The sequence below is a fragment of the Salegentibacter sediminis genome, assembly GCF_002078605.1.
GTDB classification, from domain to species: Bacteria; Bacteroidota; Bacteroidia; order Flavobacteriales; family Flavobacteriaceae; genus Salegentibacter; species Salegentibacter sediminis.
This window is the reverse complement of the sequence record NZ_MSJR01000004.1, coordinates 119078-137956: the sequence shown is the minus strand read 5'-3', so window position 1 is coordinate 137956 and position 18879 is coordinate 119078. Positions and strand designations below refer to the sequence as shown.

Below are 18879 nucleotides of genomic sequence, written 5' to 3'. Positions count from 1 at the left end.
AAAAGCATGAAATATATAATTATAGGATTGGGTAATTTTGGTACTTCCCTGGCCGAAAAACTTACCGCTATGGGAAATGAAGTGATTGGAGTAGATAATAACCTGGATCGCGTTGAAGCCATAAAAGAAAAGATTACCCACGCGATAAGTCTGGATGCAACAGATTTTAACGCGGTCACTAACTTACCTCTAAAAGATACCGATATAGTAATAGTTAGTATCGGCGAAGATTTAGGGGCTAATATCATGGCTACCGCCTTAATGAAACAACTGAAAGTAAAAAGATTGATTAGCCGTGCTGTTTCCTCCTTGCAGGAGATGGTTCTCGAAGCGATGGGCGTGGAAGAGATTATCCATCCCGAGGAAGAAACCGCTGAGCGCTGGTCTAAAAAGCTTAATCTGGAAGGTGTTGTAGATTCTTTCGAAGTAACAGGCGAATACAGCATCGTTGAAACCGAAGTACCTGAAGAATATGACGGTAAAACGCTACAGGAGCTTGGCCTAAAACGCAAGCATAATATTATTGTACTAACTACCATAAGAATTGCCACGGAGAACAATGAAATTGGAGCCAGAAAAAATGTTTCTATAGTACAGGGAGTGGCCTCTGCGCAAACCAAACTGCATTCTGGCGATGTGATGGTTTTATATGGGAATAACAGCGATATAAAAAAATTATTGACCTCGCTTAATGCATCTTAAAACAAATAAAGTTAATTAAGACAGGTCCTTTTAATTTTTAAAAATCTAATTTTTCTCCCAGCTTTTTGACTTAATTCTACAGCTAAAGAGCCTTAACCCGATGAGGGCTTTTAGCTTTCGGGATGGTATGACGAAACAACACAAAAAACCGTCACCCTAAGCTTGACTCAGGGTCTCACAAGGGTGAGCTAGGCAAGCACAGGTCAAAGCAGCAGGATGAGATTCCGGGTCAAGCCCGGAATGACGTGATGAATAACCCCGCCATAAGCATAGCCCCACGTCACCCTGAACCCGATTCAGGGTCTCATAAGAGTAAGCAACCGGGAACTTCAGAACTCATAACCGGGAACGGCAGGATGAGATTCCGGGTCAAGCCCGGAATGACGCAATGAATAACCTGCCATAACCATACCCCAACGTCACCCTGAACTCGTTTCAGGGTCCCATCTGAATAAGCAACCGGGAACTTCAGAACTCAGAACTGATAACCGCGCGATGAGATTCCGGGTCAAGCCCGGAATGACGCGATGAATAACCCGCCATAAGCATACCCCAACGTCACCCTGAACTCGATTCAGGGTCTCATAGCAGTAATCAAAGAAAAACTTAGCCCAAAGGGTAACATTTATTAATAAAAGAACACCAATAAAGAAAAGCCCTAAAACACCCCCATGCAAAGATCACTTCTATTTTTAATCCTTCTCTTTAGCTTCACTACAAATGCCCAGGACATTGGCGACCTTTTTACCGCCGGGAAAGGCATAGCTGGAAATTCCTCCCAGGATAAGATCCCCAAGCGTTGGTTTTCTACCGCCGAAGCCGAATTCAGCGTTAATTATGAAGTGCGCTATGATTTTTCGAGATATAAAACCAATGGAGATTTGATTTCGGGAGGCAATGCCGAGCTGGAAAACAAAGCTTCCTTTGGTGCTCTATACAGCATTAATTATCCTGTTTTCAATAAACTTAGTTTGGGTGCCGTTGGCGGATTTCAGTACCAGGGCCAGCAGAAAATTTCAGCCTTGAAATTAGGTGCTATTATAAGATACCATTTCATCAATTACGAAAGCGTAAACATAAACCTAATGACCGCCTATAACGTGGGACTAAGCGATAAGATAAAAGGCGATATGGCCAATGTGCGACTCGGACTTCAGTTCCCGATCGTGAAGAATTACGATTTCAATTTAAACCTAAATGTCTTCGCCGATTATAATTATTACATGCTTGACGAAAACCAGGCATTCCTGGATGAACCGGGAGAAAGAGGGAAAAGTCTAATTTACAGGTCGTATGGAGTGAGTTTAGGTTTTTTGTTTTAACCTGAAGCAGCCCTTTCAGGAGGAGATTCCGGGTCACGCCCGGCAGGACAAAAAAAAGATCTTCCATACTGGCACCCTGAACCCGATTCAGGGTCTCATCTGAGTGAGCAACCGGGAACTTCACAACTCACAACCGCCCGATGAGATTCCGGGTCAAGCCCGGAATGACGCGATGAATAACCCGCCATAAGCATACCCCAACGTCACCCTGAACTCGATTCAGGGTCTCATAGCAGTAATCAAAGAAAAACTTAGCCCAAAGGGTAACATTTATTAATAAAAGAACACCAATAAAGAAAAGCCCTAAAACACCCCCATGCAAAGATCACTTCTATTTTTAATCCTTCTCTTTAGCTTCACTACAAATGCCCAGGACATAGATAAAAGGCGATATGGCCAATGTGCGACTCGGACTTCAGTTCCCGATCGTGAAGAATTACGATTTCAATTTAAACCTAAATGTCTTTGCCGATTATAATTATTACATGCTTGACGAAAACCAGGCATTCCTGGATGAACCGGGAGAAAGAGGGAAAAGTCTAATTTACAGGTCGTATGGAGTGAGTTTAGGTTTTTTGTTTTAACCTGAAGCAGCCCTTTCAGGAGGAGATGCCGGGTCACGCCCGGAATGACGCGATGAATAACCCCGCCATAAGCATAGCCCCACGTCACCCTGAACCCGATTCAGGGTCTCATCTGAGTGAGCAACCGGGAACTTCACAACTCACAACTGAGAACCGGACGATGAGATTCCGGGTCATGCCCGGAATGACGAAACAACACAAAAATAACCGTCGTCACCCTGAGCTTGACTCAGGGTCTCATCTGAGTGAGCAACTGACAACTTCACAACTCACAACTGAGAACCGGACGATGAGAGGCCGGGTCCAGCCCGGAATGACGAATCAAAAAAGATCTTCCATACCGTCACCCTGAGCTTGATTCAGGGTCCCTATTGGCCATTAATCTCTGTCTTTGCAAGTGCGGCTAATTTCCAATTTTCAATATTCTTACTGCTCCCTGAATTACTAAAATAAAAACAATACTTCCTATTATTAAATCTGGCTTACTTGAGTTTAACCAATTTACAAGTAGGCCGGCAGTAATAACTCCTAAATTTATAATTACATCATTTGATGTAAAAATCATACTGGCTCGCATATGAGCTTCTTTCTTATTATTTGATTTTTGGAGTAGGTATAAACAAATTCCATTTGCGATTAATGCAAAAACTGAAACAATAATCATAGTTGAGAAATCCGGAAGTTTCTCGTTGCCAAAAAATCTTCTTAGGACTTCTGCAAATCCCATTACTGCTAATAGAATTTGAAAATATCCAGCTAAATTGGCAATTTTCTTCTTTTTAACTATTGAACCACCTACAGCAAATAGACTTATTCCGTACACGAATGAGTCTGCCAGCATATCTAAACTATCTGCGACTAATCCCATTGATTTTGAGATTATTCCTGTTGTCATCTCAATTATGAAGAACGTAAAGTTTATGGCTAATACAGACCAAAGTAGTTTCTTTTGATTTGAATTTTCTTCAAAAGCTACTTGGTCAGTCTCTTCTGTATCTATCTTTTTAGTTCCTAAATTTAATCCGAGTAAAGACTTCTCAATTTGTTCAGTTTCTCCTGTATGAAATACAGTGAGTTTTCTATTTGGAATGTCAAAATCGAGATTTTTAATGTTTGTAATCCCATCTAATTTCATTCGAATTAGATTTTCTTCCGAAGGGCAATCCATCTTTGAAATTTCGAATATTGACTTTTTCATTCAAATTAATTTATCTAGATGTTGCAAGATAAATTATGAATTTGGACTTGTAGACTTTCTGTTTTAGAATTTTGTTTTTTTAGCCTGGCTTATTAAAAATTTTCTTGCGGGAAGCACAAATGAGACCTTCGCCTTAACTTCTATTTGCTTTAGATGACCTAAAAAAGCCCTGATATCTCAGGGCTTTTATGACCAATAACTCTCTATTAAAATATAGGTAGGGCACGAATTACCGATCTTCTATAAAAATAAAAATCTAAAAGGATGAAAAACGAGGCAAAAAAGTGTGAACTCAATGAGTTGTAATAAAGGTAAGGCCTTTTATTAAAACTTTAATTATTATTCTATAAAGGCCTCAAAAATTCGATAAAGCCCGTTATTTATCTTAATCTTGTAATTATTCTCCTATACTTTATTGGTTGCAGCGTCTCTGAGCCCAACTTCTATTCCTTTAGTAAGGAACTCTTATATCGGGCCGATAATTTTTCCCTCAGTGGGTGATTTTCATATCCTAAAAAAAACCCAAAGTCTGATTTTCACCTTTTTAAGCCCGATTTTCTTTCTAAATTTAATCTAAGGCTTCTGAGAAAAAATTGGCTTTATCAAAGACTTTCAGGCCATTGCAAAAAATTAAAATCATAATAACAAACCAAGACGTTTAAAAGAATGCTGGATATATCGGAATTATCTGAGAAATCGATTAAGCAAATTTTAACAAACCTGGAGGAAGAAAAGGAGTTAAGCTGCAGTCTTCCCGGGGGTGGAATGCTCCATATTGAAAAGGACCTGCCCTATCTAATTGTTTACCGCCGTCGTAAAAACGATGCCGGTACAGCTCGTATAGTAATGTGCGAAGCTTCCTATCTTATAATTGGCGACAGGGACTTTGAAGCCTACCAGGACTTACTTTTCCAGGTTTCAGATAAACTGGCCAGCGATTTTAAATCTTATCTGCTTTTTGAGATATATGCCGGTGAACCCGGTTCCGCTTGTTTTACTATTAAAGGTCCGGCCAAAAAGCTGGCTTCTTCCCTGGGACTTTTACAGGAAGAATTGGAAAAGATCAATGAACGTTATTCCGGGCTTTATCTCAAATCTGAAATAAAGGATACCCCAAACAGGCAAAAAGAAGGCGAACCTCCTTTAATGGAAATAGAACAAACCAAACAATCGGGGGCTGTGGTGGTCGGTTTGGAGATTCCGCCTGTTTATCGAAATATGGAGGGAGAACTCTACCCGGTATTTTTCCGGGGTTATCGTGATTTTATCGTTAAGGCTATTCACAAAGCGATCTTTGATTATATAAGGGTGCAAACTTCCTGTGGGGTGGCAAGTTTTCATGCCCTGGGGAGAAGGTACCTAAAAGACAAGGTCTTTGAGATAGATAAAAAGCTGGGGCAGATAGAGAGTTCTTATGAATTCCTGTGGTTAGTCTCCCCTTCTAATATTCACGAGATCAAGAAAGAGTTCTTCGATTCCAATTACGATAAGCTGCTGGATTATCACTACCGTCTTTTACCTATAGATCCCGATGTGCTTAAACGGGAATTATACAATCTTAAAATAGAGGATATAGACGATCCCGCAATGTCTCATCTCTTCAGAGAAAAACGGGAAGAACTGGACCAACAAATCACTATGCTCAGCGAAAGAGGCACCAAAAACTTCTTTTATAACAGTATCAGGCTATATAAAGGGATAGACACCACCTTATGTGAAGAGGCGGGTAAACTACTACGGGAAGTAGATGAGGAAGACCCCGTTAAAGATGCCGAAATGATTGACTCCAAAGGCTTCTCAAGCCTTGCGCGACGGGAATTCGATTACTTTACAGAACAGGATGAAAATTTTAAAAGCAAGGTGCATATCCGTAAGGATGTAAATATCATGATGGTTTCCAAAGGGGAACTCTTTATCCCCGAGGATTACAAGATGAATAAAACAGAAACTGAAGCTTTAATCCAGCACGAGGTAGGCACCCATGTACTTACCTATTACAACGGCAGCCGACAGCCTTTGTCTTTATTACGTACAGGCCTTGCAGATTACGATCCCTTGCAGGAAGGCCTGGCGGTTATGGCCGAATACCTTGTAGATGGACTTACCGCAAACCGTCTGAGAACCCTTGCAGGAAGAGTTATTGCCGGATCGGCCCTGATGGAAGGTGGAGATTTTCAGCAAATATTCCGCCTGCTGACCACAGATTATGGATTTTCAGGAGAGAGAGCCTTTAACATCACCTCCAGAATTATGCAGGGCGGCGGCTTTTTAAAAGATATCATCTACCTCAAAGGCCTGGTAGAACTTAGACATCACCTTCAGAACGGAGGCGAATTTGAACCGCTGCTGGCAGGAAAATTCGGCTTAAAACATATCGGGATCATCAAAGAACTAACCGAGAGAAAAGTATTAAAAAAACCTGTGCTTAAGCCCAGCTATTTATTAACCGAAAATGTTCAAAACAAATTAAACCTAATCAAAGAGGGATTACCCCTTTCTAAAATGATAACCAGATGAAAATATGCTTTGTATTAAATGATGTGGAAACCGAAAAGGTAGGAACATCGGCACTACTTATGAATGCGGCCTTTAACCGTGGCCACGAGGTATTTGTTATGGGAGTTGGTGATTTTAATTTCCATCACGATGGCCCTATAAGTATTAATACCACCCATGTACCAAAAAATACTAAAACCAAATCTGCCAAAAAATTTCTTGAAATTCTACAAAGCAGTAAAGCGAAGAAAAAGAGACTGACCTCCAAAGATCTTGACGTGCTTTTTATAAGAAATAATCCTACCGAAGAAGGCTCTGGCCGGGAATGGGCCGAACAATCGGGAGTGGCTTTTGGGCGTATGATGCAACAGGAAGGGGTACTCGTGCTAAATGATGCCTATGCCCTATCCCACGCCTTTATTGATAAGCTTTATTTCGAAGAGCTTCCGGAGTCTATTAAACCGGATTCGCTTATCACCCGAAGCAAAGAAGATATCCTTAAATTTTGGGAAAAACACGATAAGAAGATGGTATTAAAACCCCTGGAAGGATCTGGCGGGAGAGATGTATATCTTATTGATGAGAATGAAAAGAATGTCAACCAAATCATAGAAACCATCAGCCAGCAAGGCTATGTAATCGCCCAGGAGTTTCTTCCGGCGGTCAAGGATGGTGATGTGAGAATACTGCTGCTGAATGGTAGAGTAATGGTTAAAGACGGTGTTCAGGCTATTATTCGTCGCTCTCCGGGAGAAGGCGAATTTAGAAGTAATTTCACCCAGGGAGCTACGGCAAACAGCAGCGACCTTACTCCTGAAATGCAACGCATCGTCGATCTTACCGCGCCTAAATTAATTCGCGACGGACTCTTCTTTGTGGGGCTTGACGTAGTGAAAGACAAGCTCATTGAAATAAACGTGCTTAGTCCCGGCGGGATGGAAAGATTTAAGGATATTGGCCTGCCCGATTTCACTCCAATGGTTATTGAAGCCATAGAGCGCAAGGTAGATTACAAAGAAATGTATAAAGGACAGCTCTCTAACCAGGTGCTGGCCACTATGGAATAAAGTTGAAAAGAATGAGCAAGGAAAAGAAAGAAATTCCAAGAATAATAGGCAAATACACCAGTGATAAAAAAGGGCCACTCCTGTTTGTTACCGGTGGTGTACACGGAAATGAACCCAGCGGGGTGCAAGCCCTGCAAAGGGTCTTTGCCGAACTGGAAAAAACAAAACCAGAAATTGAAGGAACCATTATTGGCGTTTCAGGAAATAAGGAAGCTTTAAATCAAAATAAGCGTTACCTGGAAGAAGACCTGAACCGCACCTGGACTGAAGAGAATATTCAGCAGAAGAAAAAAGAAACCCACGAACAACGGGAAATGTGGGAGATCATTGAGGTTTTGGAACAATATCCTGAAAGTGATTTTACTAAACGTTATTTTCTGGATTGTCACACCACCTCCTCCCCCAGCCTACCTTATATTTCGGTGCAGGAGGTGAATGATAACGATGCCTGGGCACATAGGTTTCCCACTTATATTGTACGGGGATTCAGCGATATGGTTTATGGTTGCATAGACCATTATTTAAGCCGAACGGGGCTTACCGGCTTTGTACTGGAAGCCGGGCAGCATACCGATAAAACTTCGGTTGAAAATCACGAAGGCGTGATCTGGCTGGCCCTTAAAGAAGCCTGTAATTTAGATCTCACTAAAATTTCAGGATATCCCGAATGCGTGAATAATTTCGCTGAAAAGAATGCCCCCGAACAAAAGACCTTTGAATTGGTACACCGTCACGGTTTGGAGGATTCTGATGAATTCAAAATGGAGCCGGGCTTCGAGAATTTCCAAAAGATCACAAAAGGGGAACTGCTGGCTATTCAGAATGGAAAAGAGATTAAAAGTGAATGGGATGCGCGCATCTTTATGCCGCTTTACCAGGCCCAGGGCAATGATGGCTTTTTCGTGGTAGAAGAAGTCGATTAAAACTTTTTAAGACTGAAATTAAGATCCCCGAAAAGTATAATCTACCTTTCGGGGATCTTTTTATTTTTTAACCACGCCGGCAACCTCCCCGTTTTCACAGTAAAGCCTTAGCAGCTCATTCCGGTTTATCCCGTATTTACCTTCCGGCACCTCATAATCTCCTACCCCGCCCTCTGAGCGTATGAAACGTACTTCTGTACCATCCCTGGGATCGATCATAGGACTTTTACAGGAATTCCTGTTCAGGGTCACCCCATCTTCAGGAACAAATGCTGCCGGTATATTTTCTGGTTGCCGAATTATTTCTCCCATAACCGCTGGGACCGAGGTGCTACAGGAAATCAGGAAAATGGAAAACAAGCTTAAAACAAGTTTCTTCATATCATTAAGATCTTTTGAAAAACCTTTCAATTTAAAGAAAAATCCATTTGCTAAGGATGGGGAATACCCCCTATTCTGAAAATTCAATACAAACAGGAGTTTTCACTTCAACCGATTCTAAATGAGGGATTAATTCCCCATTCATCTTATTAATCCTGAAAATACTGATGTTATCTGAATTTTGATTTGCGGCATATAAAAAACTGCCATCGGGAGAGATCGCAAAATTCCGCGGAAATTCGCCCTGGGTAGAATAATGTCCTATAACTGCCAGTTTTCCTGTTTCCCTGTCAACCCGGAAGGCAGCTATACTGTTATGCCCACGGTTGGAGGCATAAATAAAGTTGCCTGTAGGATGTAAATGGATATCGGCCGTAGAGTTCTTTTCGTCGAAGTTTTCTGGTAAGCTGGGATAAGATTCAATTAAAGTTAAACCAGCTTCCTGATCCCTTTCAAACAAGCTTATGGTACTATTCAGCTCATTTATGGTATAAGCGAATTTCTCATCCCTTGAAAAACTAAAATGCCTTGGTCCTGCCCCTTCTTCAAGCTCCACATAAGGTTTAGCCCGAGGAGTAAGTTTTCCCGCTTTCGCGTCAAAATTATAGAGCCAGACTTTGTTATTTCCAAGGTCATTGATGTAAGCGAATTGATTATCGGCAGAGATACTCACCGAATGCGGATGAGAGGTCTCAGGGTTTTCAAGCTCTATTTTTTGTTTTTTCTGAAGTTTCCCGTGCTCATCCCTTTCGTAAAGCATTACCACGCCTCCCACGTAATTGGAAACAAAAACGTATTTCCCGGTTTTATCAAAGGCTATATGACAGGGCGCGAAGCTTTCCGTAGAAATTTTCCCGATTTCTTCCAGGTAATTGTTCTCTTTTCTGCTGAAGGAATAAATATAACCCGATTCCCCGTCTCCGGAGCCCAGCTCACTTACCGCATAAAGGTTTTTGCCATCGTTTGAGGCTTTCACAAAGCTGGGATTGATGACTTCTGCCACACAAACAGGTTCACTTAAATCACCGGTTTCAGCATTTTGCTGCATGAGGTAAATCCCCTCGGCTTTGCCATCTACGTGGCCTTCGGTTTTGGTGTAGGTTCCGATGTAAACCGGATTCTGGGAGAGCCCAGGAATGCTCAACAGACTAAATAAAAAGACGGGTAAGAATTTCATTTTATAACCATTTTTTGCGTTTAAAATAGAAAAGCATTAAGACAAAGATAGTAAGCATAACTCCCCATAGGATATAATAACTGTATTTCCATTGAAGTTCAGGCATAAATTCAAAATTCATCCCATAGATCCCGGCAATAAAAGTGAGGGGAATAAAAATTGTAGCAATAATGGTGAGTACTTTCATCACCTCATTCATTTTATTGCTAATGGTGGTCATGTACATATCCATAAGGCCCCAGGTCATCTCCCGATAGATATCTATATTCTCTGTCGCCTGGAGGATATGGTCATAGAGGTCACGAAGGTAGTTTCGTGTGCGCTCCTCAATAAGGTCTCCGTCCATCTTCTCCAGGCGGCTTACCACCTCCCTAAGCGGAAAAACAGCTCTCCTAATACGTAAAATAGCACGTTTAAGCTCCTGAATTTCGTAAGTGATATCATCATTTGGCTGGCTATCGAAGAGCCGTTCTTCAAGGTATTCTATTTTATCGGCGATATCTTCAATTACAATAAAGTAGTTGTCAACTATCGCATCGAGTAAGGCAAACAGAAGATAATCGGCGCCGTTAGAGCGTATACGGCCATGAGACTTTTTAAGCCTATCTCTTACGTTATTAAACACATCCCCACCGGCTTCCTGGAAACTAAGCACATAATCACGGCCAAGAACAAAGCTTATATGTTCGTTCTCAATATGTCCGTTTTCACCATGATAAAGCATTTTTGCGACTACAAAAATGTAATCCTGGTACTCATCAATTTTTGGTCGTTGGTTGGTGTTAACTATATCTTCAGTAATGAGATGGTCCAGATCATAATACCTGCCTAGCTTTTCAATTTTTTCGGTATTGCTCAGGCCATCGATATTAAACCAGGTTACCTTGTCGGGAGCCTCAAATTTAAAAGCGTCTTCAGGGGTTTTCGAAATAAAGCGCTCAAAACTGTCTTTATTATAATCAATAACCTCAAGTTTAGTCTCAACCGAGTCCTTATGCCCTACATAGGTAGCGGTTCCCGGGGCCTGGTGTAAGGCTTTATTAGGCTTGGGGCGGCGAAGGGAATACCTCTTTCTTTTTATCATCAGGAATTCTTTCCCATAAAGGTAGGAAAAAGACTTAAAGTGAAACCGAAAGATTTATCCCCGGGCGTTTTTCAAAATAAAAAAGGAGAAGGTTTTAGGCCTTCTCCTTTTAAATATTTTTATATAAATCCTACTCTACTACATACATCTCATTAGAAGCTTTGATATATTCCTGCGGATTAAAAGTATTTTCAAAACTGTTTCTCACCAGGTCTAATTTCAATTTAAGCTGAGCCATTCTTTCCTTCAGGAATTTATCATCTTTATATTTTTCTATAAGATGCTCATACTTATTGAGATTCTCCAGAATCCTGAATGTAATCGTTCCAAACCTGATCTTCAGGTTCTGCACGGCTATCATCTGGTCGTGATAATCCTGTTTCCAGTTCTCAGGATTTTTGGCTTTTTCTTCTACGATCTTATTTTCGGCCACCTTTGAAATATCTAAAATATACTGGGTTCGTTTTTTCGCATCGGTCTCATCGGTGAAATTTTTCTCAAATTCTTTAAGGTCGATTCCCAGGATTCCGGTAAGATTTTCTTCCAGAGCTTTATTTTGAAGTTCTTTCAGCTCATCGAGACTCTTATTGATCGACTCCCATTCTGTTTCGATAAGGTCTTTATCGTGGGTAAACTGCGCCACTGTAGTGGTAAGCTTCAGCATTTCGGTACTGCGCTCTCTTAGTTCCCGATCGCGGCGTTTAAGGTTATTGATAAAACTACCAATTCCGTCAAACAGGCTTCCGGCAAGCATTCCGGTGAAGGGAGTTCCTTTGGTTAGATCTCCGGTTACGCTTAGGATATGGCTTAGGGCATCAAGGCGGGCATCGTCCTCCTTCTCTTCATCCACATATTTTTTAAAGCTGCCAAACCATTCTTTGTAACCATCATAGTTCATTGGATTGCTCACCTGGGCCAGGGTAGAATAAAATTCACGGGAACTGTTGAAAAGGTTTAAGGGTTTTATTTCCCGCTCCATCGAAGCCAGATTAAGCACCGCCGAACTGTAGTTGTATTTATAAACACTCACAGTGTTTTTATCAAGCTCCTCCTGTCGCTCTTCCAGGTATTTTACCCGCTCCAGAAGTTTCTCCACCTTCTCGGCAGAAGAATTTGAATTTTTAATGCTCTCATCCAGGGTGCTAATTTTAGAATCGATCTCTTTAATCCTGTAATCCAGGTTTCTACTCAGCAGGCTTCGTTCCCTGTTGAGCTCACTAAGCACCTGCTCTGTCACCGATTGATTTTCATTAAAGTTTTGGGCCTGGCTTACTGCAGATATTGAAAGCAATAAACTAAATATAAACAAGTGTATCTTCCTCATAGTATTTGGGTTATTAAAACTGTGTTTCAGGTATTAAGCTTAAAACGTCAAGGTTTTTTACATATTTTATGCCAGCCTGTACCGGGGGTAAATTTAACGCAGAAAAGCTTGCTTAAAAGTTAAACTTTTCAAAGAATGTGCAATTCAGGTGTTTATCATTTCCCCATTTTAAATCACAGGTTCCCGGAAAAGGAAGCTTTATTAGGTTAAAACCTGAGCCTTATCATTTTGCCTGTTTTTAGGAGATTGTAACTTTAAAATCAAATCAGTAGCTGAATTATGAAAAAGTCGGGCCTTGATCTTTATTTTTTACTACCCATAAAGAATTTTATCGAGAAACAAACCTCGGTGGGCCTGGTGTTGATCTTTTCGGCAATTCTGGCAATGATCGTGGCTAACTCCCCTCTAGCAGAAGCTTATCACGGCCTTTGGAAACAATATATACACCTGGGCATAAACGATTTTGTTTTACGAAAAAACCTCTTGCATTGGATAAATGACGGCTTAATGTCTATTTTCTTTTTTATGGTTGGGCTGGAACTAAAAAGAGAAATCCTGCAGGGGGAATTGTCCAGCTTAGGTAAATCTATCTTACCCGTGGCTGCAGCGATTGGAGGTATGCTTGTTCCGGCTATAATATACTATTACTTAAATGCCGGCGAACCTGGAGCCTCCGGTTGGGGAATTCCGATGGCTACCGATATAGCTTTCGCTTTAGGAATTCTTTTTCTACTGGGCGACAGGGTTCCCTTCACCTTAAAAATTCTCCTAACGGCCATTGCGATTGTTGATGATCTGGGTGCCGTCCTGGTGATTGCATTCTTCTATACTTCCGAAATTTCTATGGAAAGCCTGGCAGTAGGGGCCTTCTTTCTTTTAATTCTGATAACTGCCAATATTATTGGAATAAGAAATACCCTGTTCTATGCGATTATGGGAATTGGCGGTTTATGGCTGGCAATTTTACTCTCAGGGGTTCATGCCACCATAGCCGCGGTGCTGGCTGCCTTTGCTGTGCCTACTTCTAAACGTATCAATACTCCACTTTTTCTTCGGAAGGCAAAAATGCTTTCTTTTGAAATAAAACAGCATTACCGCGACAGAGAAAGAAATCCCATAGAGACCGAAGAAAAGATCACCCATACCATAGAAAAGTTCGCTTCGCTAACCGAAGATGCCACCCCGCCTCTCCAACGTTTGGAACACGCCCTTTATCCCTTTGTGAGTTTTGTGGTACTGCCAATTTTCGCTTTTGCCAATGCAGGAGTTACCATAAACACCACTTCTTTTGACCTTTTCCATAGCCCGGTTACCCTGGGCGTTATCTTCGGACTTATTATCGGAAAAATCTTCGGAATTGTCATTTTCACCAGGCTTATGGTCTTCTTAAAAATTTCGGCACTACCAAGAAATGTGAAATGGAAACATATTTACGGACTGGGATTTCTGGGAGCGATTGGATTTACTATGTCCTTATTCATCACCGACCTTGCATTTGTAGATGAAGCCCTGCAAGCCCAGGCAAAAATCGGAATTCTAATCGCATCCATGCTCGCAGGAATAATAGGATATTTCTACCTGAACATCATCTCCAGGACCAGAAAACGAAAGAAGAAACTTTAACAACCGAAGGATGGGGATTACTAATATTTTCTTAAATTTAACTCTTAAAGTTGATAGGACAATTCTTAATTAACTCGTAACCTGATTCTAATCATATTACACCTGGCACAATTGCTCAAAATTTGCCGGAAAATCTAGCTTGCATATGACCAGTTGTTTTCACTGCGGTGAAGAATGTAAAGAAGAGCATCTACGTTATCAGGAAAAGGATTTCTGTTGTACGGGCTGCAAAACCGTCTATGAGATCCTGAATGAAAGTGACCTTTCCTATTATTACGACCTGGATAGTAACCCGGGGATCTCTCCGGCTTCTTCAGAGCGAAAATTCGATTTCCTCGATAATAAGGAAATCCTTGCAAAGTTGCTGGAATTCAACGAGAACAATACCCAGGTGGTTAACCTGCTCATTCCGTCTATGCATTGCAGTTCCTGTATCTGGGTACTGGAAAACCTCAATAAACTTAATCCGGGAGTAAAAACCTCTCAGGTTGATTTTCCGGGTAAAACAGTTCGAATCACCTATAATCCTGAAGAGGTCTCCCTAAAAGACCTTGCATATCTGTTAAGTAGAATTGGTTATGAACCCTACATTTCCCTCAAAGATTTTGATGAAAAGAAACCAGATATAAACCGAAGCCTTATCTATAAATTAGGAGTCGCGGGCTTTGCCTTTGGGAATGTGATGTTCCTTTCTTTTCCCGAGTATTTTGAAGTGAATGAATTCTGGTTGGAGCGTTTCAAAAACCTATTCCGCTGGATGATGTTTGCCTTTTCCCTTCCCGTGGTTTTTTACGCGGGCTCGGGTTATTTCATTTCGGCCTATAAAGGGCTTCGGGCTAATATGCTAAATATCGATGTTCCTATAGCTCTGGGCATTGCGGTATTATTTCTACGTAGCACCGCAGAGATTGTCCTGGACCTGGGAACAGGCTTTTTTGATAGCCTCACCGGCCTGGTCTTCTTCCTGCTTTTAGGAAGATTTTTTCAGCAAAAAACATACTCTTACCTTTCTTTTGAACGGGATTATAAATCGTATTTCCCCATAGGGGTTACGCGACTCACTTCAGAAAATGTTGAAGAACAGGTGCAGGTATACGATATAGAACCCGGAGATCGTATCCTGATAAGAAACGGGGAGTTAATTCCGATAGATGCTGTCCTGATGACGGGGGATGCCTTAATCGATTACAGTTTTGTAACCGGAGAAGCCAATGCCGTGGAGAAATTACAGGGAGAAACCCTGTTCGCCGGAGGACGCCAGCAAGGAGGATTGATCGAAATTGAAGCGATAAAAGCCATAAACCAAAGTTATCTAACAAAACTATGGAGCAATGAGGTTTTTAAAAAGAATAAGAATTCGGCTTTCCAAAGCCTTATCAACCAGATCAGCAAGCGATTTACAGCCGCCGTGCTAAGTATTGCATTTCTGGCCAGCTTGTTTTGGATTATTTACGATCCTACTAAAGTCTTAAATGTGTTCACCGCGGTGCTTATTATAGCCTGCCCCTGTGCTATAGCCTTATCTACGCCTTTTACGCTGGGTAATTTGCTTCGTATCTTCGGAAGGAATAAATTCTACTTAAAAGAAGCAGGAATTATAGAACAAATCGCCCAAATCGATTGTCTGGTATTTGATAAAACCGGAACGATCACCACCAATAAAAAAGCCGAGATTTACTACGAAGGCCTTAAGCTCACCACAGAAGAGGAAAAACTCCTTAGCGGAAGTCTGCGGGCCTCGGGGCACCCCCTTAGCCGGCAGTTATACGATATTCTCAATAAAAATGAGATCCTCACCCCAGAGGAGTTTACCGAACATACCGGAAAAGGTATTGAGGCCAGGCATAAACAAAGCAATTTAAAGATAGGTTCTGCAGACTTTGTGCAGCAACCTTTAAGCGAGACCGCACAAGCTAATAAAACGGCAGTACATATTAGCAGTAACCGGGAATACAAGGGGCGTTTTATTTTCAGGAATTCCTATCGGGAAGGCCTGGAAGAACTCCTGGAAAAACTCGGGAAAGGAAGACAAATCTTTATCCTCTCGGGAGATAATGATGGTGAGAAAGAACGTCTTGAAAAAATGCTTCCGCTGCAAACGAAATATTATTTTAACCAGAAACCCGAAGATAAACTGGTTTTTATAAAAAGGCTTCAGCAGCAAGGCAACAGGGTGATGATGGTTGGAGACGGCCTTAATGATGCCGGGGCTTTGGCCCAAAGTGATGTTGGAATATCGGTTTCAGAAAATATAAATGTTTTTTCCCCTGCCTGTGACGGGATCCTGGATGCTTCCAGGTTAAAAGACCTGCACAGCTTTTTTGAAATTTCAGAAAAGGGAATGAAGATCATTAAATGGAGTTTTGTGCTGAGCCTGTGCTATAACCTGGTGGGGCTGGCATTTGCAGTCACCGGGAATTTAATGCCGGTAATCGCTGCAATCCTTATGCCCCTGAGTTCCATTAGTATAGTAGCTTTTACCAGCCTGGCAACTAAGCTTGCCGGGAAAGGGCTTAGGCAATTTTAAACACATGAAACCTGATTGAGGTCATATTTTAAAATTTAATTAGCCATTATTTTTGTGGCGCAATTAACTAAACAATGAATATTATCTACCTGCTACTGGCACTCAGCGTTCTGGTAGCCATAATTTTCTTTATAGCTTTTATCCTCTCGGTAAAAAAGGGCCAGTATGACGATATGTATACTCCTTCGGTCCGTATGCTGTTTGAAGACGAATTAGTAAACTCAAAATCCAAAAATAAAACCACCAAACAAGAGAAAACTGAATAACTATGCAAACAGAACAGTTTTATTACGATAATAAGATCGTAAAGATGTTTACCATTGCCACCCTCGTATGGGGTATTGTGGGAATGAGTGTTGGCCTGCTTCTGGCCTTTATGTTTTTATTCCCTAACCTTACCGATGGCATTTCCTGGCTTAGTTTTGGCCGGTTACGACCACTGCACACTAATGCGGTGATCTTTGCCTTTGTTGGGAACGCCATTTTTGCCGGAGTATATTACTCTACCCAACGGCTGTTAAAAGCCAGAATGTGGAGTGATGCACTTAGTAACATAAACTTCTGGGGTTGGCAGACTATTATTGTTGCCGCGGCGATTACCCTACCAATGGGTTTTACAAGCTCAAAGGAATACGCCGAACTGGAATGGCCTATTGATATCGCAATAGCCATAGTTTGGGTAGCATTTGGAGTTAACCTTATTATGACAATGATAAAACGCCGGCAGCGCCATTTATATGTAGCCATTTGGTTTTACCTGGCAACTTTCGTGACCGTTGCGGTGTTGCATATCGTAAACAATCTTGAAATACCTGTTTCTGCATTTAAAAGTTATTCTATTTTCTCAGGAGTTCAGGATGCCCTGGTACAATGGTGGTACGGGCATAATGCGGTGGCATTTTTCCTTACCACTCCTTTCCTTGGGCTTATGTACTATTTTGTACCCAAAGCAGCTAATAGGCCTGTTTACTCCTACCGACTCTCGATTATTCACTTCTGGTCATTGATATTTATTTATATCTGGGCCGGGCCCCACCACCTGCTCTATTCTGCATTGCCAGATTGGGCTCAGAACCTTGGGGTTGCATTTTCAGTAATGCTATTGTTCCCCTCCTGGGGTGGAATGATCAACGGCTTATTGACCCTGCGTGGAGCCTGGGACAAGGTAAGAACAGATCCTGTTCTTAAATTCTTCGTAGTGGCGATTACCGGATACGGGATGGCAACTTTTGAAGGCCCTATGCTTTCACTTAAAAACGTTAATGCCATAGCCCACTTCAGTGACTGGATTATTGCGCACGTGCACGTTGGGGCTTTAGCCTGGAACGGTTTCCTAACCTTTGGGATGGTCTATTGGATGGTGCCACGATTGTTCAAAACAAAGCTTTACTCGGTTAAACTTGCCAATGCACATTTCTGGATAGGTACTCTTGGTATTATTATCTATACCCTCCCTATGTATGTTGCCGGATTCGTACAGGCTTCTATGTGGAAACAATTTAATCCCGATGGAACCCTTACCTACGGAAACTTCCTGGAAACGGTAACTTCGATTATTCCGATGTACTGGATGCGTGCCATTGGAGGAAGTTTATATATCGTTGGTGCTTTTATCTTACTCTATAATATCGTAAAAACCGTTAGACAGGGAAGCGCGGTAGAAGATGAACTTGCTGAAGCTGCACCGCTACAAAAAGTTACCAGAAAACGTGTTACCGGAGAAGGTTACCACACCTGGCTGGAAAGAAGACCTGTAAAACTAACTCTGTATGCCACCATCGCAATTCTTATTGGTGGAATAGTACAGATAATACCATCGCTGATGGTAGACGAATATGTTCCTGTTATTTCCAGTGTAAAACCATATACTCCGCTGGAGCTTGAAGGCCGCGATATCTACATCAGGGAAGGTTGTGTGGGATGTCACTCCCAGATGATCAGGCCTTTTAGAAGTGAAGTGGAACGCTATGGAGAATACTCCAAATCGGGCGAATATGTTTACGATTATCCGTTCTTATGGGGTAGTAAACGTACCGGCCCCGATTTACTGCGGGTAGGAGGTAAATATTCCGATAACTGGCACCTAAACCATATGTACGATCCCCAGAGTACCTCTTCGGGCTCAATTATGCCGGCCTACAAATGGCTGATCACCGATGAGTTGGATAAGAGCGATACCGAAAATAAAATGCGGGCACTTAACACCCTTGGGGTACCATATACCGAAGAAGAGATCGCCAATGCACAAGAGTGGATGTTGGAACAGGGAACTGAAATCGAGGAAAACCTGCACTCCGATCCTGACTTTGCACGTACCTACCAGGCCGATAAGGAATATGCCGAGGAGAATAACACCGAATTCGTAGAGATGCGTAACCGGGAAATTGTAGCTCTTATTGCCTACCTGCAACGCTTAGGAACCGATATCAAGGTAATAGACGCCCAGGAAGTTTCAGCTAAAAACGAGTAAT

The 18879-nt window shown here is 41.7% G+C and carries 16 protein-coding genes; 11 read left to right on the top strand and 5 right to left on the bottom strand.

The features are described from left to right. Window positions 1-6: 6 nt before the first annotated feature. The 4 genes from BUW93_RS08320 (at window position 7) to BUW93_RS08310 (ending at window position 2608) form a co-directional block, all read left to right on the top strand. Window positions 7-702: a potassium channel family protein gene (locus BUW93_RS08320; RefSeq protein ID WP_081211048.1), complete on the top strand. Its 696-nt coding sequence runs from the start codon at window positions 7-9 to the stop codon at window positions 700-702. A 245-nt stretch (window positions 703-947) separates the two neighbouring features. Beyond that, a complete protein-coding gene (locus BUW93_RS14920; protein WP_157893302.1) occupies window positions 948-1094 on the top strand; it encodes a hypothetical protein in 147 nt (48 codons plus the stop codon). 279 nt (window positions 1095-1373) lie between these two features. Further along, window positions 1374-2024, top strand: a complete 651-nt coding sequence (locus BUW93_RS08315; protein WP_081211046.1) for a hypothetical protein — start codon at window positions 1374-1376, stop codon at window positions 2022-2024. Between the two features lie 392 nt (window positions 2025-2416). Further along, on the top strand, window positions 2417-2608 hold the full coding sequence (locus BUW93_RS08310; protein ID WP_081211044.1) for a hypothetical protein: 192 nt from the start codon (window positions 2417-2419) through the stop codon (window positions 2606-2608). Between the two features lie 403 nt (window positions 2609-3011). Here the strand turns inward: BUW93_RS08310 and BUW93_RS08305 are convergent, their stop codons facing one another. Further along, window positions 3012-3806 carry a cation transporter gene (locus BUW93_RS08305; RefSeq protein WP_081211042.1) on the bottom strand — a complete coding sequence of 265 codons (795 nt, stop codon included), beginning with the start codon at window positions 3804-3806 and terminating at the stop codon, window positions 3012-3014. 666 nt (window positions 3807-4472) lie between these two features. Between BUW93_RS08305 and BUW93_RS08300 the strand changes: the two genes are divergently transcribed. The 3 genes from BUW93_RS08300 to BUW93_RS08290 are packed head-to-tail and all read left to right on the top strand — an operon-like array spanning window position 4473 to window position 8292. Further along, window positions 4473-6323, top strand: coding sequence for a flavohemoglobin expression-modulating QEGLA motif protein (locus BUW93_RS08300; RefSeq protein ID WP_081211040.1), 1851 nt, complete (start codon window positions 4473-4475; stop codon window positions 6321-6323). Next, entirely contained in the window at window positions 6320-7369 is a 1050-nt protein-coding gene (locus BUW93_RS08295) for a glutathione synthetase (protein WP_081211038.1), read from the top strand. The genes BUW93_RS08300 and BUW93_RS08295 overlap by 4 nt, the downstream gene beginning before the upstream one ends. Before the next feature lie 11 nt (window positions 7370-7380). Further along, window positions 7381-8292: a M14 family metallopeptidase gene (locus BUW93_RS08290; protein WP_081211230.1), complete on the top strand. Its 912-nt coding sequence runs from the start codon at window positions 7381-7383 to the stop codon at window positions 8290-8292. 60 nt (window positions 8293-8352) lie between these two features. Here BUW93_RS08290 and BUW93_RS08285 read toward each other — a convergent pair whose 3' ends face one another. The 4 genes from BUW93_RS08285 to BUW93_RS08270 all read right to left on the bottom strand — a co-directional run bounded on the left by BUW93_RS08285 (window position 8353) and on the right by BUW93_RS08270 (window position 12258). Continuing rightward, a complete protein-coding gene (locus tag BUW93_RS08285) occupies window positions 8353-8673 on the bottom strand; it encodes a hypothetical protein (RefSeq protein ID WP_157893301.1) in 321 nt (106 codons plus the stop codon). A 70-nt stretch (window positions 8674-8743) separates the two neighbouring features. Next, window positions 8744-9850: a lactonase family protein gene (locus tag BUW93_RS08280; RefSeq protein ID WP_081211034.1), complete on the bottom strand. Its 1107-nt coding sequence runs from the start codon at window positions 9848-9850 to the stop codon at window positions 8744-8746. A gap of 1 nt (window position 9851) precedes the next feature. Continuing rightward, window positions 9852-10934 carry a magnesium/cobalt transporter CorA gene (corA, locus tag BUW93_RS08275; protein WP_081211032.1) on the bottom strand — a complete coding sequence of 361 codons (1083 nt, stop codon included), beginning with the start codon at window positions 10932-10934 and terminating at the stop codon, window positions 9852-9854. Between the two features lie 130 nt (window positions 10935-11064). Continuing rightward, the gene (locus BUW93_RS08270; protein WP_081211007.1) at window positions 11065-12258 is read right to left on the bottom strand and encodes a hypothetical protein; all 1194 of its coding nucleotides are present in this window, start codon (window positions 12256-12258) and stop codon (window positions 11065-11067) included. 279 nt (window positions 12259-12537) lie between these two features. Between BUW93_RS08270 and nhaA the strand changes: the two genes are divergently transcribed. The 4 genes from nhaA (at window position 12538) to ccoN (ending at window position 18878) form a co-directional block, all read left to right on the top strand. Then, a complete protein-coding gene (nhaA, locus tag BUW93_RS08265) occupies window positions 12538-13881 on the top strand; it encodes a Na+/H+ antiporter NhaA (protein WP_081211006.1) in 1344 nt (447 codons plus the stop codon). Between the two features lie 145 nt (window positions 13882-14026). Continuing rightward, window positions 14027-16408 (top strand): heavy metal translocating P-type ATPase, encoded by a 2382-nt coding sequence (locus tag BUW93_RS08260; protein WP_081211005.1) that lies wholly within the window; start codon window positions 14027-14029, stop codon window positions 16406-16408. 74 nt (window positions 16409-16482) lie between these two features. Beyond that, window positions 16483-16674 (top strand): cbb3-type cytochrome oxidase assembly protein CcoS, encoded by a 192-nt coding sequence (gene ccoS, locus BUW93_RS08255; protein ID WP_081211004.1) that lies wholly within the window; start codon window positions 16483-16485, stop codon window positions 16672-16674. A 2-nt stretch (window positions 16675-16676) separates the two neighbouring features. Further along, window positions 16677-18878 carry a cytochrome-c oxidase, cbb3-type subunit I gene (ccoN, locus tag BUW93_RS08250; RefSeq protein ID WP_081211003.1) on the top strand — a complete coding sequence of 734 codons (2202 nt, stop codon included), beginning with the start codon at window positions 16677-16679 and terminating at the stop codon, window positions 18876-18878. Window position 18879 lies beyond the last annotated feature (1 nt).